This window comes from Chryseobacterium sp. CFS15 (assembly GCF_031118795.1).
In the GTDB taxonomy this organism is placed as follows: Bacteria; Bacteroidota; Bacteroidia; order Flavobacteriales; family Weeksellaceae; genus Chryseobacterium; species Chryseobacterium indoltheticum.
Window position 1 is genome coordinate 174,076 of record NZ_JAVHYL010000010.1, and the last position, 16,830, is coordinate 190,905.

Below are 16,830 nucleotides of genomic sequence, written 5' to 3' on the forward strand. Positions count from 1 at the left end.
TTTCACCTTTAAAAGATTTTTTATTATTTTTAAAAAAAACGAACTTTATGCTGAAAAAAGCTTTGCTGCATTTCTTATTTTTTCTTGCTCTCTTTTCCTGTCAGAAAACAGAATCTATACAGCAACCTGTTAACAGGAAAGCAATTGCAGATTCTGCCGTCGTAGCATTTCAGAAAAAATTATATAAAACTCAAATCGATTCTATTGTTAATCAATATCATTTTAACGGAAGTGTCGGTGTTTTTAAAGATACTATTGAATTATACCGTCGAAATAAGGGATTTGCCGATTTTGCAAACAAAAGGAAAATCAATGATTCTACAATTTTTTCTATCGCATCAATCAGCAAACAATTTACAGCAGTGCTTATTCTTCTTAAGATGGAAGAAGGAAAATTGACCTTGGACGATAAAGCTTCAAAATACATTAAAGATTTCCAGAAAAAAGAATATGAAAATATCACCATTCGACAACTATTAAATCACAGTTCGGGTCTAAATAATTTTGGAGAAAAACTATTATTCAAAAGCGGCTCAGGATTTAATTACTCAAATGATGGTTTCAACGCTTTAGGAAAAATCGTAGAAACCGTTTCAGGTAAATCTTTTGATGAAAACATGATTGAATTATTAAAAAAAGCCGGAATGAAAAACTCATCTACCGGAACTTCGTTTAAAGGAGAAAATTTTGCTAAAACACATATAGGAAATTTAAAAAACCAAAAACCGGTTGATAACATGCCGAAAAGATTAGGCAATAAAGAGATCGGAATTGCGGCAGGCGGAGTTTTGTCAACCATAAACGATTTACTCATTTGGAATAACGCTTTATATTCCGGAAAAATAATTAAGCCTGAGACGCTGAAAAAATTCATGTCTAAAAGTACAGAAAGACAACATCCTATTCTCGGAAAAATGGGTTACGGATTGGGAATAATGATGAATGATAATAAACCTGTCTCCTATTTTCACAGCGGTTATGTGAAAGGCGCTCCGTCACTCAATATTTATTATCCTGAAACCAAAACTTCGGTGATTATTCTTTCTAATATTGCCGATGAAGAAAAAGGCAAATCTGCTTCTTTCAGACCTCATCTGAAGATTAAGGAAATTGCAAATATCCTGGAAATTAATTAGATACTTCAAAATTCTCCCGCAGATAAGGGATGATCTTCTTGATAATTTCAAGGTATTTCTGCTGACTGACTATAATCGCAGCTTCAAAAAGGAAAAAGAATAAGAATAAAAAGTTAACAAAAAAACCTTCCAATTGACCGATATCCAAAAAGCCGTCATTCGACTCCAAAATAAATCGAAAAATCCAAGATGAAGACATCGGAAGAATAAAAAATATAATCACCATATCCTGATACGCCGATAGACGAATGTTTTTATATTTTTTAGGAAGATCAAAATACTTCTTTTCTTTAATGTAAATAATCAGAGGAATAATCATAATAATGCTTATTAAAACTCCAACGCCAATTCTGAAAACATCAAAAGGGATTAGAAGATAAAATAAAACCATTACCACATAACTAAAAACAGCAAGTATCACTGATTTTTTCAAAATTGAAAATAACTTTTGTCTAGTCGATTTTTTGATGAGCATTGATGTATTTTCAAGACTCCAGTTACCGTCCCAAAAAAGCTTCAGGTCATCATGCCACGAAATAATTGCAGCATTGAATGCCTCATCAAAAGGTAAATCTTTTTCCATCTGAAGCTCATTAATCTGGCTAACAAAATGATCTTCGACTTCCATCATTAAATCGACAGGAAGTTTTTTGTCTAAAAGATAATTTCTTACTTGATTTTTTTGCTCTTTCGTCATACCATTAAAACATTTATTTTTTTAGTCCTGAAATTTAGTAACTGAATTTGAAGGATGACTGAAAAGGTGACAAACATGTGATTCAATGGGAATTCCCATAAATTTTTAGTTGTCGAAAAAATAATATTTGTGAGAGGCAGAATAAGTAACATCAACAATAAGTTTCTCAGCAATAATGGATGAAATGCCATTTTTTGATATTCTGAAAAACTCATCTTTCTAAATACAAAATGATACATCAGAAATAATAAGTGCGTCATAATTAAAGCTCCCTGTATATACAAATAGACATGTTCATTAAAATAAAATATCGTCCCCAAAACCAGTGAAAATCCAGAAGCGATCATCATCATTCTTTTGAATCGACTCTGCAAAATACCCTTCTCAATTTTCGCAATTCTTTTGAAGGAAAACAGATCAGCTTTCACCATTTTCAGTTCGTTTTGCCAATTGACTTTTGTCTGAAGAAAAGCCTCCGGGAAACTGTTTTCGTGTTTATACATCAATTCTGAAATCTGCATTACAAAATGATCATAAACCTCAGCGAAAACGACAGAACTTAAATTCTTACTCTTTAGATATTTTTCTATTTCTGTTAGATTTTCTTTAGTCATCATAATTTTAAATATCAAAAATGGTTTTTAGATTAAATAAATAACTTCTCATTTCATCTTCCTGTGTAGCCTGCTGTTTCTTCCCTTTATCGGTAAGCAAATAATATTTTCTGCTTCTACCGTTTATTTCCTGAACTTCAGCCTTGATAATACCATCTGCTTCGAGTTTATGCAAAAGCGGATAGAGCGCCCCTTCAGTCATTTCGAGCTCACCTTCCGTCAATTCTTTTGCACGCTGTGTGATTTGATACCCATACATCTTCACCTCTTTTGAAAGCAGTTTTAAAATAATATTCTGCAGCGTTCCTTTGTAAAGGCTATTTTTTTTCATCCTAAAGATTTAATACCTCGTAAAGTTATGCATAATTTTCTTATGCATATTAATTTTTTAAAAAATCGAAAGAAGTCTTACATTTACTGAATGAAAAAAATGTACTTCATTGCTATTTATCCTGATCAGAAAATCATTGATGAGGTGAGAGTTTTTAAAGAAGATTTAGCTTTGAATTTCGGAAATTCTAAAGCATTGAAAAATGATGCACATATTACTTTATTACCACCATTTGAAAGGGAAATACAATTGGAAGAAGACATTCACATCGCCTTTCAGAAAATCGACACCATCATTTCTCCTTTTGAAATTATTTTAAACGGTTTTGGAAGTTTTCCTAATCCAAAGAACCCTGTTCTATTTGTAAAACCGGAAGAAAGCGAAAATTTAAAACAACTTTATTTAAACGTAAAAGATAAATTTAGTTTTGGAAAAAATTCATTTAACCCCCATGTAACTGTTGGCTACAGAAATCTTACGCATGAAAACTTTTTGAAGGCATGGGAAATCTATAAAGACAAAATCTACAAAACTAAATTATTAGTTGATAAAATTACCTTATTGAGACATGACGGAAAGTGGGTTCCCATCAATCAAAAGAAACTGTCTGAAGAATAATTGGATTCTAAAATAAAGAAAGCCGTATCTTTGACACGATGATTTCAGCAGAGAAAATAATTTTAGGAATTGATCCCGGAACAGCCATTATGGGATTCGGTTTGATATCGGTAAAAAAAGGAAAAATGGAGATGATTTCCATTCACGAATTGATTTTAAAAAAATATCCGAACCATGAGACTAAACTTAAATATATTTTCGACAAAACATTAGCATTAATTGACGAGTTTCACCCCGATGAGGTGGCGCTTGAAGCTCCTTTTTTTGGCAAAAACGTACAATCGATGCTGAAATTGGGAAGAGCTCAAGGCGTAGCAATGGCAGCAAGTCTTCACCGGAATATTCCTATTACAGAATATTCTCCAAAAAAAATAAAAATGGCAATCACCGGAAACGGGAATGCCAGTAAAGAACAGGTTGCAGGAATGCTTCAGAACCTTTTGAACCTAAAAGAATTTCCCACAAAATATTTAGACGCTTCCGACGGATTGGCGGTTGCGGTTTGTCATCATTTTAATTCTGGAACAATTGCAGATACAAAGTCTTATTCGGGATGGGATAGTTTTTTAAGACAGAATCCGGATAGGCTGAAATAATTATTTTTCCCGTTGATAAAAATCTTCTACTTCCGTCACATTTCCGTTAATAATATCGCGGTATATAATAGAAAATTTATTTTTTGAGTACATTTTAAAATGCTCTACTCTTTTGAGATCTTCTTCTCGATAAGAAAAAGAACCGTCACTGATCTTAACCGCCAAACCTTCTGATTGGCTTTTTATCTGACAATCTTTGCCGGTCGCAAATGTTTTTGTCATTATTGTTTTTTGAGCTTTCTCTTCAAATATAAGTTCGTATTGCTTCATACATTCATGAAGATTATAAACTTTCGTTTCTAGGCCCTCCTTATATGTTTTTTGAGACAGCCTCCACATTCCTAAGAAATACTTTGCTTTGTCTTCTTCGTGGTGTTGAGCCTCAATTTTCTGTGATTGACAGCTAATGACTAAAAGGCAGAAAAACAAAATACTGAATATTTTTTTCATATCAATTTGTTCAGGTAAAATAAAAAAGCCCTTAAAAAAGGGCTTTTATTGAGTTTAGTTATGTAAGAATTTCTTAGAATCTTGTTTGCCACCATCAGAATAATTAATGATATACGAACCATTAATTAATTGCTGATTGATGCGAACTTCATTGGTATCTGATTTTCCTTTTTGTATCAGTTTACCACTCATATCGTAAATTTGATAATTCCCGAATTTTAAATTTCTGTTACCAAAAAGCTGAAGTTTATTTTCTTCTTTTATGTAAACAATTTTAGTGTCAGATTTATTTTCTGTTTCAGAAGTGGATAATGATCCTAATATTTTAACAGCATAATCTTCTATCTGCCCATATTGTAATGCGGAACATGAAGTAAATTCCGGTAAAGTAACTGAGTTTCTTGTAGCTGCATCTACTCCAATTCTCACCCTAAGGTAAGTATTTTGTACTGCAGATGCTGTCGGAGTTACATTGACTGTATATGTGCTACTTTGTCCTGATCCTATATTATTAGAAAGATAATTTGTAACTAATTCTGCATCTTCGAATGTACCGTTATTATTATAATCAATCCATGCTTTTACTCTGAATTTTTCTGTTTGCCCAAAACCGTTCAAAAAAGTTATTTTTAAAGGAGTTGCAGTAAGAGCTGGTATTTCTGTAGCATACGCTGGTCTGATACAAGTAGCATTGGCATAATCTGCATAATAGATTGGATTTGCCTCATCAGAATCATATCCGTTTGTCACACTGTTGATATTTCCGAAAACTAGTCGGTAAGGTCCTGTTGCAAAATTGTTATTGGTAGGGTTTGCAATGCCTGAAGGATTACATTGTGCATTCACTACAGAAACAGGTGATGTTATAATCGATGCAGGATCATTTCCGGCTAAAGAATTCAGAAGATCTTTTCTATACTCCATCATCATCAAAATCGCTCTGTCACGTTGCCCCGAAGTAAACTTGCGGTTTGAATTGGTATAATTCATAATATTATACTGGGTTCCATCGTAGTTCACAGTGGTACAAGGGTCTATAGCATTATTGTTGGGTGTTGCACCACTATACATACTTCTTGAAGGTGAAGTATCACAAACTCTGTCACCATCTGTTGCACAATTATTATTTACAGGACAAGTTGTTTGACTAGTATAAGAAATTCCTTGGAAAGTATGATACAACCCAAAAGCATGACCCAATTCGTGAGTAAGGGTAGTATCATTTTGATTCTTGATCGTTGCCACTTTCATAAAGCTTTCATAATCGTAGTCATACGAACTAGGAAACGCAGCGTACCCCATAAGTCCATATGATAATTGCTGCTCACCATCGAAACCAATTACCACATAAATGTTAAAGTAAGAATTTTCTGGCCAGTGTGGTGCTAGCTCATTTTTAATTTGTGTGTCTGTAGCTCCCGTATCGGTTACTCCATTTTGGTCATAATCAGGAAGAGTACTTCCGTTGTATCGTATAATACCTGTTGTAGGCAAACAACTCGGTGATCTCTTTGCTAAAACGAGCTTAAAGGGTATCACATTTCCTCCTGTAGCACCTGCTCCCTCCGGATAAAAAGAACCGCCATAAGTAGTCGCATACATACTGTTTGCTCTCGCTATCCAATTGATAATTTCCTGATCTGTAACCGCTAAGTTAGCATTTGCCGCATCTTGGGATTCGATTACGTGAACGACTACCGGGATTTCATAAATCTGTCCCGTATAAAGAGTATTCTTTGAAGTTGTGGCTCCTACCTTATTAAGAAAGGCCTGTTGATTCATTCCAAGAATCTTTTGCTCTCCTTCTTCTCTGTATCTTTTCAGGCCAGGATGTCTGTCATCCAATTTTTTCATTACCTTATCAAAACCGCATTCTTTATGAAAATCCTGCGAAAATGAATTAATAAAAAACATCAATACTAATAGGGTACAGAATTTTTTCATTTTTATTTATTTTATTTAATATTCGGTTGCAAAACTATCAATTTATTATCAATACCAAAACATAAATGTGCACAAACTTAAAAATTATTTAAATTTTAGTACATCTTAATTCTTTTGCATTAGTTAATATTTTTAAATTACTTGGTAAAACATATTACTATTTGTAACAATGGTATGTTTTTTAATACTAATTTTGTATAAATTTTCAATAATGAAAAATACACAAGCAACTATATATCAAACGAATCACAGAATAAACTGGTTCCAGAAATTTCTCCTGATCTGTTCTGGTGGAAACATCCACATCTTAAGAAAAACACCTAGTGAATGGAATAAATTTGCCGGAATCGGAGGAATTGTACTTTTCACCGCAGTTTTTGCGACACTTTCTGCAGCGTATGCAATGTTCACTATTTTCGATGACATCTGGGCTTCGATTGGTTTTGGAATCCTTTGGGGTTTAATGATTTTTAATCTGGATCGATATATTGTTTCATCCATCAAAAAGACGGGACCATGGTGGAATCAGATTCTGATGTCGATCCCGAGATTGATTCTGGCAACATTTTTAGGAATTATTATTTCTAAACCTTTAGAACTAAAGATTTTTGAAAAGGAAGTCAATAAACAGCTAAACACGATCATTCAAAGGAATAAAAAAGACCTTCAGACCCAAATGAGCGGCAGAATCCTGCAACAAAGCGGCCCTTTTGAAACTGAAAAAAAGCAGATTTCCGATAAAATTGCTCAATATCAGAAGTCTTATGATTCGGCTGCGGTAGAACTTGAAAAAGAAATTTTAGGCAAACAATCTAATTTGACCAGCGGGAAAGTAGGCTTTGGTTCTAATGCAAAACGAAAACAAGAACTGAAAGAACAACGCAGACAAGACCTGGAAAATTATCAAAAACAGGTCGCAACAAGACTGGAATATCTCGACAAAGAAATCTCTAAAGTCTACACCAACCTTGAAACAGAAAGAAAATCTACAGAAACGTTTGAAGATAAATTCAACGGATTTGCTGCAAGATTACAGGCTTTGGACGAACTTGGAAAAAACTCAGCGATCATCGCTACTGCTGCGGCTTTCATTATGGGACTGTTTATCACTTTGGAGATTTCACCGGTTTTAATTAAGCTCATTTCTTCAGTCGGACCTTACGATTATCTGTTGGAGAAAACTGAAAATGACTTCCGTCTCTATTCTAAAGAAAAAATTGAAAAAGGAAATGCTCTAACTGATTTTCGGATCGATGATTTTAAAGATCAATTAAAGAATTGAAGCACTCAATAAAAAACTTTATCAAACCTACCAAATAAATCGCATTCAATTGCGATTTTTTCAATTTAAACAACAATAAATTCAATTAAGTATTGCTATTTCTACAATATAGATAAATATCTACAAGCATATTGACATATATCTAAACGAATAATTATGATTGAGTTTATAATGTTACTAAATTTACACTATAAAAGTTAAGAGAAGATCTTAATGCTTTCAGACCGAGTTTTAAACAATTCGAAAACACAATTGAAATTCTAAAAACACAAATGATGAAAGTTAATTGTTCGGAGGTAAAAACTCAAATGATGAAAAAATTTAGACCGTATTTATTCGAAGAACCTAGAAAGAAACTCGGGTAAATACAAAAAAGAAAACACAAATGATGGAAATCTAATTATCAGGAGGTAAAAACTCAAATGATGAAAAAAAATTAGATCGTATTTATTCGAAAAACCTAGAAAGAAACTCGGGTAAATACAAAAAAGAAAACACAAATGATGGAAATCTAATTATTAGGAGGTAAAACTCAAATGATGAAAAAAAATTAGATCGTATTTATTCGCAGAGCCTAAAAAGGCTCTCGGGTAAATACAAAACACAAATGAAAACTGTAAAAAACACAAACGATGAAAATCTTGTATTTGGAGAGCAGCAAAGCTCGACAATTACATAAATTTTCTTTCACTTTTTCTCATAATTTAATTTTTGGTTCAAAGAAATACCTCCGAATTTTCGGAGGTATTTTATTTTATATAAGTATTCGAATTTATAAAGAATAATTCGGAGCTTCCTGAGTGATAATCACATCATGCGGATGAGATTCTTTCAATCCGCTTCCTGTAATCATTACCATTTTGGTATCTTTTTGTAAAGCTTCAATATCTTTAGCTCCACAATATCCCATTCCGGCTCTTAAACCTCCTGTCAATTGGAAAATTACTTCCTCCAAAGATCCTTTACTTGGAACTCTTCCTTCAATTCCTTCCGGAACGAATTTTTTAGCCTCACTTTGGAAGTATCTTTCTTTTCCACCTCTCTTCATTGCAGAAAGACTTCCCATTCCCTGGTAAGTTTTAAATTTTCTACCTTGGAAGATAATTTCTTCACCCGGAGCTTCATCCGTTCCTGCTAAAAGTGAGCCCAACATTACTGCTCCTGCTCCACTTGCGATCGCTTTTACAATATCTCCCGAAAGTTTAATTCCTCCATCAGCAATTACGGTGACATTTTTAGACTGAGCATATTCGTAAACGTTGTAAATAGCAGATAATTGAGGAACTCCAACTCCTGCAACAACTCTTGTTGTACAGATAGAACCCGGACCAACACCTACTTTAAGAACATTTGCACCCGCTTTAATTAAATCTGCTGCAGCTTCAGCCGTTACGATATTCCCGCCGACAATATCCAGATCAGGATATACTCTTCTGATTTCAGAAATTTTATCTAAAACTCCTTTTGAGTGTCCATGAGCAGAATCGATACCGATGATATCAACTCCGGCCTGAACTAAAGCAGCAATCCTGTCTAATGTATCTTCACCTACACCTACACCGGCTCCCACGATCAAACGACCGTTTTCATCTTTGTTGGCATTAGGGTATTCCAATTGATTATCGATATCTTTAATGGTAATTAAACCAACCAGTTTATTGTTTTTATCAACGATAGGAAGCTTTTCTATTCTGCTTTTAAGAAGAATTTCTTTTGCTTTTTCAAGATTGGTATCTTTATCAGAAGTGATCAGATTTTCTTTTGTCATGATCTCTTCCACTTTCATATCAAGGTTTTCCTGATACTTTACATCTCTGTTGGTGATGATTCCGATCAAAGTATTCTCGGCATCAACAACCGGAAGACCGGAGATTTTATATTTCGCCATCGTTTCTTTAGCTTCAGCCAAAGTATGATCTTTCGAAAGCGTTACAGGATCAGAGATCATTCCGTTTTCAGAACGCTTCACTCTGTTTACCTGAGCAGCCTGTTCTTCGATCGTCATATTTTTATGAATGAAACCCAAACCACCAACTCTTGCCAAAGCAATTGCCAAATCAGCCTCTGTAACGGTATCCATTGCAGCGGAAACAATCGGAACATTAAGCGTAATTTTATCGGTAAGTCTTGATTTTAATGAAACCTGATTAGGTAAAACTTCAGAATAAGCAGGGACTAGAAGCACGTCATCGAAAGTGATGGCTGTCTCTACAATTTTGTTATGAATAGACATCTTTACTTTCTTGCAAAATTAAGACTTTTTGCCGGAATATGAAAATGCTTTTAAATAGTTTAAATAAAACTTAATAATACATGATATAAATCGAAAAAAAGCCACTAAAACAGTGACTTTACAAAATTAAATATGGTTGAATATGAATTTATTTGTCTGATGCGAGATTGATCATCTGCGAAATATCGTCTGCCGTAAAGCTGCCTTTAACATCCAAAAACACCATGTCTTTTTTAGAATTTACAGTAATCAGCATATTATTGATCATCTCGCCTTTTTGTTTTACTCTGATATTTACATTATCGCCATCATGTTTTATCGTTGCCCAAACTTCGTAATTATTATCCTTTAGATAGTTGGCATAATCTTTCAGCATTGCTTCACTTCCATTGGCCACAGTCATCATTTTTATTTTCGAAACTTTTTTTACCATTGCAATTGCAGCTTCACTTTCTGCTTCTTCTCTCAACGCTTTTTTGATAAAGGGCTTCGCCAGAAATAGCGGCACATTAAAGCTGGCAAACTTCGCATCTTGAGAATTATAATTTGATTTTGAGAAAAAATCGATGTTTGGTTTGCTTGAAACAACGCATGACTGCATTAAAAATAAAGTACAACAAACAAAAAAAATGTTTTTGAAAATTTTCATGGCCTAGTTTTTTAGTTGATCTGATTTAAACTTCCTGCAGAAGATTTGCTGATATTTGATTCAATCTGAGGATTTCCTCTGTATTTTACAGATCCAGCTGACGAAGCTTTTACTGTTAATTTATCTTTTGCGCTCACAGAAACATTGCTTCCCGATGTAGACTCTACTACACCAATATTTGCAGTTAATTGATCTGCTTTACAAGAAGCACCACTGCTTGCATCGATTGATATGTATTCTGTATTTCCTTCCAGCTTAATGCTAGATCCGCTTGAGCTTTTTACTAAAACTTTATCTGAATTGATTGACGCTTTCACAGTAGAACCAGAACTAGCTTCAAAGTTAGAAGTACCGGAAATTTGAAATTTTGCAACAATTCCTGATCCTGAAGAAGCATCTACAGTCATCTCTTTTCCTTTGATTTCGTTCACTGTTGTAAAATTGGAACCTGAAGAAGCCTTGATTCTATCCATTTTTGGTGATGAGACATTCACGCTAAGGCTTTTGAATCTCAAATTCTTCGTTCCTTTATTATCAATTGAAACTTTCAAAATACCGTTTTCTACCTTTGTAATTACATTTTGAAGTTTATCGGCATCTGCAAAAACTCTTACACTTGTATTATTTTCCTGCGTAAAAACTACTTTTACACCTGCACTTACATCGATTCCTGAGAATTGCCCTACATTTCTGTTTTCGCCATTCAAGTAAGATGCAGAATTATCTGAAGTAAAACTGTTGGTAATTGTAGTTCTTGTCGTATTCGTTTTAGTTTCGCTGGAATTAATAATTTTATTCACATCATCCATAGAAAGTTTCCCATCAAGCATTACAAGAATACTTTCACCGGTTCCACTGTCTATATTTAAAAGCATATTTTCTAAAGTACCGTCTTTTTCAGCTTCAGATGAAAGAAACTTAATTCTGCTACCGCCATTTTTTACAGACATAATCTCACTGTAATTCAGATTTTTCACAAATGCCGAAATCTCTTTATTAAGCTGATTAATATTTGCTTTTGAATTACCTGAAGAGTTTTCTGTAATCAATACTTTCAGCCCGTTGATTTTTGCCAGCAAAGGTTTGATCTGATCGAGTTCAGAATCTGCAATATTCAGATTGCTGAGCATTCCAAACATTGGTTTTGCAATTTTAATAGAAGTTACCCCTTCCACTTCCTGATATTTATCAAAAAGTTTATCTAATTTATTTTCCTGTCCGTACACATTAAAGAAATGAGACAGCACAAGAGTACATATAATGAATAGTTTTTTCATGAGTTCAGTTAAATTTAAATTGATTATAAGCCTGATCAGTTGCATAATCTGTTGTTAATAATCTACGTTGTCCATTACTTTGGGAGCTAATGCCTGATTAACATTATTAGCCACCACCTGGAATGAATATTTTGTTATATTGATAGCTTCTTCCATATTATCGATACGTTTCCCGTTAACGATAACATAAGAATCTTTATATCCTGTGGAATCTTTCGAAGTGTTATTTTTTAATTCCGAATTATAAACATATCTCGGTTTTGATTGCTTTTTGATCCTGCTTTTCTTAGACAGAAGTTCATCCAAAACATCTTTTTCAGCAATCGAGTTTTCCACAAAAATAGAATCTTGCTTTGGTCCCGAAACAGAATCAGTGATATGAACTGCAACTTGCGAATCGTGATTATGATTTTCATTAATAAAATCAGTTTTCTGCTTCTGAATTTCGTTTTCAATCAATTTCGCCTGATCTGCAGTCTCACCGTTTTGATAATCATTAAATAAAAAACCAAAACTTAAAAGTATCACCGCACTTGCAGCCATCCAAAACCATTTCGGAAGTGAAGGTTTTTTACCCTGAATAGGAATTATTGGCGCCTCGTTTTCTGAAACGACATTACCTTCTGCTTTCTGAAGAAAATCTTCAAAATTCCAGCTCATCTTTTCTTCCTTTAAGCCTTGGAAGATTTCGTTATATTTATCTTGAAATTTGTCGTTGCTCATAGCTCATCAGTTGAGAGATTTGTTCTTTTACTTTTTGTCTTGCACGCATCAGGTTGACCCTTACTGCATTTTCTTCCATTTCCAACATTTCGGAAATTTCAGACACTTCATACTCTTCTACATCTTTCAGGTGAATCACCGCTTTCTGTTTTTCCGGAAGCTGGTTGATAAAACCTATGATATATTCTTTCAGATTATTCACATCCATACTGTACAATTCCGATCGATGAAGCTGCATATCAGCAAAACCTAACTTTACATCGTGATGCTTCAACCGATTGAGACATTCATTTCTTACAGATTTCAGAGCATAAGATTTAAAATTTCCGAACTTTTCCAGCTCATCTTTTTTCTGCCAGAATTTAATCATCAAATCTTGTACTACATCTTCCGCTTCATCACTGCTCATAACAAACCTTTTTGCAAAACGGAACATCTCATCTCTGAGAGTAAATACCGTATCCCTAAAAGTTTCTTGGGTCATAAGCTTGTTTCTATTAGTAAGACAATCTGAAATCGAAATATATTACACTAAAATGAAAAAAACTTCAAAAAAATTTGAAGTTTTCAATTATAATCAATTAATATTCATTAAAAATATGTTTCAAAATCGCTTTATCACCATCTGTTAAAGGCAATTTTCTTCTTGCCATCACTTTTTCGGCAACTTCGTACGCTTTATCCAATTTAAAACGTTCATCATCTTTAAATCCACCCCAGGAAAAGTTTTCAATCAGATTAGGCGGGAAGCCTTCTTTAAAAATATTAGATGCAACTCCTATTACCGTTCCTGTATTCAATTGTGTGTTGATTGCTGTTTTAGAATGATCTCCCATTATTAAGCCTGCGAACTGCAGACCTGTATCCTGAAAATCTTTGGTTCTGTAGTTCCAAAGCTTTACATTTCCGTAATTATTTTTCAGGTTGGATGAGTTTGTATCTGCGCCTAGATTACACCATTCACCAATCACAGAATTTCCCACAAAACCATCATGTCCTTTATTCGAATAGCCAAAAATAATAATATTACTCACTTCACCGCCAACCTTAGAATGCGGACCAATCGTGGTTGCACCGTAAATTTTTGCACCTAGATTAAATTTAGAGCCTTCACAAAGTGCAATCGGGCCACGAAGATTACAACCTTCCATTACTTCGGCATTTTTCCCGATATAGATTTTTCCGGTTTTGGTATTGATGGTTGAGAATTCTATTTCGGCACCCTCTTCAATAAACAAATCTTCTTTATTGCCTAAAAATCCATTGGTAGAAGACAATTCCTGAGAAATTTTGCCTTTAGTAAGCAATTCAAAATCAAAATCTATTGCTTCTTTATTATAAGTAAATAAATCGGTAGGTTTTTTAAAGAAAACAAGCTCTTCTTTAATATCAGTCATTTTTTCAATCTGATGTAAAGAAAAACCTTCCATATTAATTTTCGCAGCAACCAATTCGTCTTCATAAACCAAAGCTTCACCCTGCTTCAATTCTTTAATCTGCTGAATCACTGTTTTTGTTGGCAAAAAGTTGGGCACCAAAAACAGGCTTTCTTTTTTTTCAGGTTCTCTGAATTTTTGCTGAAGATACATTTCTGTAAACCAGGAAACCTCAGTAGTAGCTAAGATTTTCTGCCATCTTTCGGAGAATGTAAGAATTCCGCATCGCATTTCTGCAATAGGTCTTGTAAAAGTAAGCGGAAGAAAATCTTCCCAGTATTGTGCATCTGAAAATACAAGTTGCATTTTAAAAAGAAATTAGAGGTTAGATATTAGAAGTTAGATGTTAGGCATCTAATCTTTACTAAAAGCAAAAATACAAATAGTAAAACTAATTTCTCACCACTAACTTTTAATTTCTGTCTTTTAACTACAAATAAAAAAGTCTTCCGAAAATCGGAAGACTTTAAATATTTCAATATCAAAAAATTACTTAGCGAATTTTTTGTATTTGTTCATAAACTTGTCTACTCTACCTGCAGTATCAACTAATTTAGTTTTTCCTGTGTAGAAAGGGTGAGAAGTAGAAGAGATTTCCATTTTGATCAATGGGTACTCGCTACCTTCAAACTCGATAGTGTCTTTTGTGTCAGCAGTTGACTTACCTAAGAATACTTCGTCGTTACTCATATCTTTGAAAACAACAAGTCTATAATTTTCCGGGTGAATTCCTTTTTTCATAATACTATTTTTTAAAAAAATTAAAGTTTGCTTTCGAAATAGTAATGGTATTTCTTCTGCTAAATTTTAGGTTGCAAAAATACAATAATTTTTATAATATACAAATACCTGGTCAACAATTTTTAAAAGATAAGAAAATTAAAGTATTTTCGTTAAATTTGAAACTTAGATATATTTTAACTTCGATGAAATCGCCAGAGCTGTCTTTGATAACTAATACCAATGAGGTTAAGCGATAACATATAACATTAGACAAACAAAAATTTCTACATATGAAATTCAAATCACTACTCTTTTTCTCATTCTGGATGTTATTTCTGGCAATTTCGTGTGATAAGGATGATATTAGCTTTGATGCACCTTCTCAGGAATTGAGTTTCTCGAGAGATACCGTATTCTGTGATACTGTTTATCATCAGGTACGCTCAGAAACCTATGTGGTAAAAGTATTTAATAATGAAGATAAAGATGTGATGATCCCAAGAATCAGTCTTGAAAAAGGAGCTGCGTCATTATATAAAATCAATGTAGACGGAAAAACAGGACACGATTTCCAGAATGTTCCTCTCAGAAAAAAAGACAGTCTTTATATTTTTGTAGAAATTGCACCTCAAGCCACAGGCCCGGAAGCGATTGCCGAAGACAGAGTTTTGTTTACAACCGGAGCCGGACAACAACATGTCACTTTATTTTCTGTTGTTCAGGATGCTGAATTTTTCATTAAAACTCCTTCAAACCCAAATGTTATTGCTTCTGATGCAACTTGGTCTAATAATAAAGCTAAAATTATTTACGGAGATTTGACGCTTGATCCTGGAGTTAATTTAAACGTACAAGCGGGAACAAAAATATATTTCCATAAAAACAGCGGAATGAAAGTTTCTACAGGAGCAACATTGAATATCAACGGAACAGCAGATAATCAGGTAATTATTCGTGGTGACAGAAATGACAGCTATTATGACACCATCCCAAGAAACTGGAATTCTATAAAAATGGAAGCTGCATCCGTTTTGAATATGAATCATACCCGACTTTTTGGTGGAACAAGAGGTCTGGAAATGACAGAAACCGATGCGACAATAAGCAATTCATTCATCCATACCTTTCAGGAATATGGTATCTATTCGGTACGATCAAATATCAATGCAAAGAATTTGGTAATGAATAACTGCGGCGAGGCTTGCGTTGGAATCTTCAAAGGTGGAGTCTATGATTTTGTACACTCTACGATTGTTAATTATTCTGAAGTTTTAAGTCAATTTACCCGTGACGGAATTTACGCCACCAATGAATTTAAAAAAGAAAACGGGCAACCCGATCCGGGATCTCTTCATATCAATATCAGAAACAGTATTATTTATTCTGATCGGGATAATTCTTTAACTTTAAATCAGGTTCCGGGACAATTGCTCAATTTCACCATTCAAAACAGCTTACTGAAATATTCAGGAATAAGTGCAGCCGGATTTGATTTTACAAGTTCCAGTGTCGTTCAGAGTATAAAAAATCAGGATCCTAGATTTATGAATTATTTCGCAGCCAAGATGAACTTAAGAGTAAAAGCCGATTCTCCTGCAAAAAACAAAGGTGATATAACGGTTGCCAACACAGTTCCTACAGATATTGTAAATGTTTCCAGAACGACCAGCCCGACGTTAGGCGCTTATCAGTAAAATTGATGATTGATGATTGATGATTGATGAATGAAATTAACTTAATTCTTTAAACTTTTAACTTGGCTCTTAAAAAATGGAAATTACAAATCTGCAGCAACAGGTCGACGAATGGATAAAGACCATTGGGGTAAGATATTTCAATGAGTTAACCAACATGGCAATGCTTACTGAAGAAGTGGGCGAAGTTGCCAGAATTATCGCAAGAAGATACGGTGAACAAAGCGAAAAAGAATGTGATAAAAGTAAAGATCTGGGAGAAGAATTAGCAGACGTTTTGTTTGTAACGTTATGTTTAGCCAACCAAACCGGAGTCAATCTACAGGAAGCTTTTGATAAAAAAATGAAAATAAAAACTGATCGCGATAAAGAGCGCCATCAGAATAATGAGAAATTGAAATAAGATATATAGATACTAGATTTCAGA

General features: G+C 33.8%; 18 protein-coding genes. 6 read left to right on the plus strand and 12 right to left on the minus strand.

Annotated features, from left to right (window positions below; translation table 11 throughout):
• The first annotated feature begins 47 nt into the window (after nucleotides 1-47).
• Nucleotides 48-1,136 carry a serine hydrolase domain-containing protein gene (locus tag OH814_RS16010; protein ID WP_308828848.1) on the plus strand — a complete coding sequence of 363 codons (1,089 nt, stop codon included), beginning with the start codon at nucleotides 48-50 and terminating at the stop codon, nucleotides 1,134-1,136.
• On the opposite strand, the gene OH814_RS16015 is transcribed toward OH814_RS16010, so the two are convergent.
• The 3 genes from OH814_RS16015 to OH814_RS16025 are packed head-to-tail and all read right to left on the minus strand — an operon-like array spanning nucleotide 1,129 to nucleotide 2,778.
• The gene (locus tag OH814_RS16015; protein WP_308828849.1) at nucleotides 1,129-1,833 is read right to left on the minus strand and encodes a hypothetical protein; all 705 of its coding nucleotides are present in this window, start codon (nucleotides 1,831-1,833) and stop codon (nucleotides 1,129-1,131) included. The genes OH814_RS16010 and OH814_RS16015 overlap by 8 nt on opposite strands.
• Complete coding sequence (locus OH814_RS16020; RefSeq protein ID WP_308828850.1) at nucleotides 1,830-2,450, minus strand: hypothetical protein; 621 nt, start codon at nucleotides 2,448-2,450, stop codon at nucleotides 1,830-1,832. The genes OH814_RS16015 and OH814_RS16020 overlap by 4 nt, the downstream gene beginning before the upstream one ends.
• A gap of 4 nt (nucleotides 2,451-2,454) precedes the next feature.
• Entirely contained in the window at nucleotides 2,455-2,778 is a 324-nt protein-coding gene (locus tag OH814_RS16025) for a PadR family transcriptional regulator (RefSeq protein ID WP_076560404.1), read from the minus strand.
• A 90-nt stretch (nucleotides 2,779-2,868) separates the two neighbouring features.
• On the opposite strand from OH814_RS16025, the gene OH814_RS16030 reads away from it, so the two are divergent.
• A complete protein-coding gene (locus OH814_RS16030) occupies nucleotides 2,869-3,396 on the plus strand; it encodes a 2'-5' RNA ligase family protein (RefSeq protein ID WP_279197288.1) in 528 nt (175 codons plus the stop codon).
• A 41-nt stretch (nucleotides 3,397-3,437) separates the two neighbouring features.
• A complete protein-coding gene (ruvC, locus tag OH814_RS16035) occupies nucleotides 3,438-3,992 on the plus strand; it encodes a crossover junction endodeoxyribonuclease RuvC (RefSeq protein ID WP_174565093.1) in 555 nt (184 codons plus the stop codon).
• On the opposite strand, the gene OH814_RS16040 is transcribed toward ruvC, so the two are convergent.
• A complete protein-coding gene (locus tag OH814_RS16040) occupies nucleotides 3,993-4,442 on the minus strand; it encodes a hypothetical protein (protein ID WP_279197287.1) in 450 nt (149 codons plus the stop codon).
• A gap of 54 nt (nucleotides 4,443-4,496) precedes the next feature.
• Nucleotides 4,497-6,386: a GEVED domain-containing protein gene (locus OH814_RS16045; RefSeq protein ID WP_308828851.1), complete on the minus strand. Its 1,890-nt coding sequence runs from the start codon at nucleotides 6,384-6,386 to the stop codon at nucleotides 4,497-4,499.
• A 211-nt stretch (nucleotides 6,387-6,597) separates the two neighbouring features.
• Here OH814_RS16045 and OH814_RS16050 point away from each other — a divergent pair, with 211 nt between their 5' ends.
• Nucleotides 6,598-7,668, plus strand: coding sequence for a DUF4407 domain-containing protein (locus OH814_RS16050; protein WP_308828852.1), 1,071 nt, complete (start codon nucleotides 6,598-6,600; stop codon nucleotides 7,666-7,668).
• Between the two features lie 772 nt (nucleotides 7,669-8,440).
• Here OH814_RS16050 and guaB read toward each other — a convergent pair.
• From guaB to OH814_RS16085, 7 genes are all read right to left on the minus strand, one after another.
• Nucleotides 8,441-9,901 (minus strand): IMP dehydrogenase, encoded by a 1,461-nt coding sequence (guaB, locus tag OH814_RS16055; RefSeq protein WP_279197285.1) that lies wholly within the window; start codon nucleotides 9,899-9,901, stop codon nucleotides 8,441-8,443.
• 148 nt (nucleotides 9,902-10,049) lie between these two features.
• Nucleotides 10,050-10,550, minus strand: coding sequence for a DUF4252 domain-containing protein (locus OH814_RS16060; RefSeq protein WP_308828853.1), 501 nt, complete (start codon nucleotides 10,548-10,550; stop codon nucleotides 10,050-10,052).
• A gap of 11 nt (nucleotides 10,551-10,561) precedes the next feature.
• Nucleotides 10,562-11,827 (minus strand): DUF4252 domain-containing protein, encoded by a 1,266-nt coding sequence (locus OH814_RS16065; RefSeq protein WP_308828854.1) that lies wholly within the window; start codon nucleotides 11,825-11,827, stop codon nucleotides 10,562-10,564.
• Nucleotides 11,828-11,881: 54 nt separating this feature from the next.
• On the minus strand, nucleotides 11,882-12,550 hold the full coding sequence (locus OH814_RS16070) for a hypothetical protein (protein ID WP_308828855.1): 669 nt from the start codon (nucleotides 12,548-12,550) through the stop codon (nucleotides 11,882-11,884).
• The gene (locus tag OH814_RS16075) at nucleotides 12,525-13,034 is read right to left on the minus strand and encodes an RNA polymerase sigma factor (protein ID WP_076560422.1); all 510 of its coding nucleotides are present in this window, start codon (nucleotides 13,032-13,034) and stop codon (nucleotides 12,525-12,527) included. Before OH814_RS16075 ends, OH814_RS16070 begins: the two co-directional genes overlap by 26 nt.
• A gap of 97 nt (nucleotides 13,035-13,131) precedes the next feature.
• On the minus strand, nucleotides 13,132-14,292 hold the full coding sequence (locus OH814_RS16080) for a GlmU family protein (RefSeq protein ID WP_308828856.1): 1,161 nt from the start codon (nucleotides 14,290-14,292) through the stop codon (nucleotides 13,132-13,134).
• A gap of 183 nt (nucleotides 14,293-14,475) precedes the next feature.
• The gene (locus OH814_RS16085) at nucleotides 14,476-14,727 is read right to left on the minus strand and encodes a type B 50S ribosomal protein L31 (protein WP_076560427.1); all 252 of its coding nucleotides are present in this window, start codon (nucleotides 14,725-14,727) and stop codon (nucleotides 14,476-14,478) included.
• Nucleotides 14,728-14,999: 272 nt separating this feature from the next.
• On the opposite strand from OH814_RS16085, the gene OH814_RS16090 reads away from it, so the two are divergent.
• Both OH814_RS16090 and OH814_RS16095 read left to right on the plus strand, forming a co-directional pair.
• Nucleotides 15,000-16,403, plus strand: a complete 1,404-nt coding sequence (locus OH814_RS16090) for a hypothetical protein (protein WP_308828857.1) — start codon at nucleotides 15,000-15,002, stop codon at nucleotides 16,401-16,403.
• Between the two features lie 76 nt (nucleotides 16,404-16,479).
• Entirely contained in the window at nucleotides 16,480-16,806 is a 327-nt protein-coding gene (locus OH814_RS16095; RefSeq protein WP_308828858.1) for a nucleotide pyrophosphohydrolase, read from the plus strand.
• The last annotated feature ends 24 nt before the right edge of the window (nucleotides 16,807-16,830 follow it).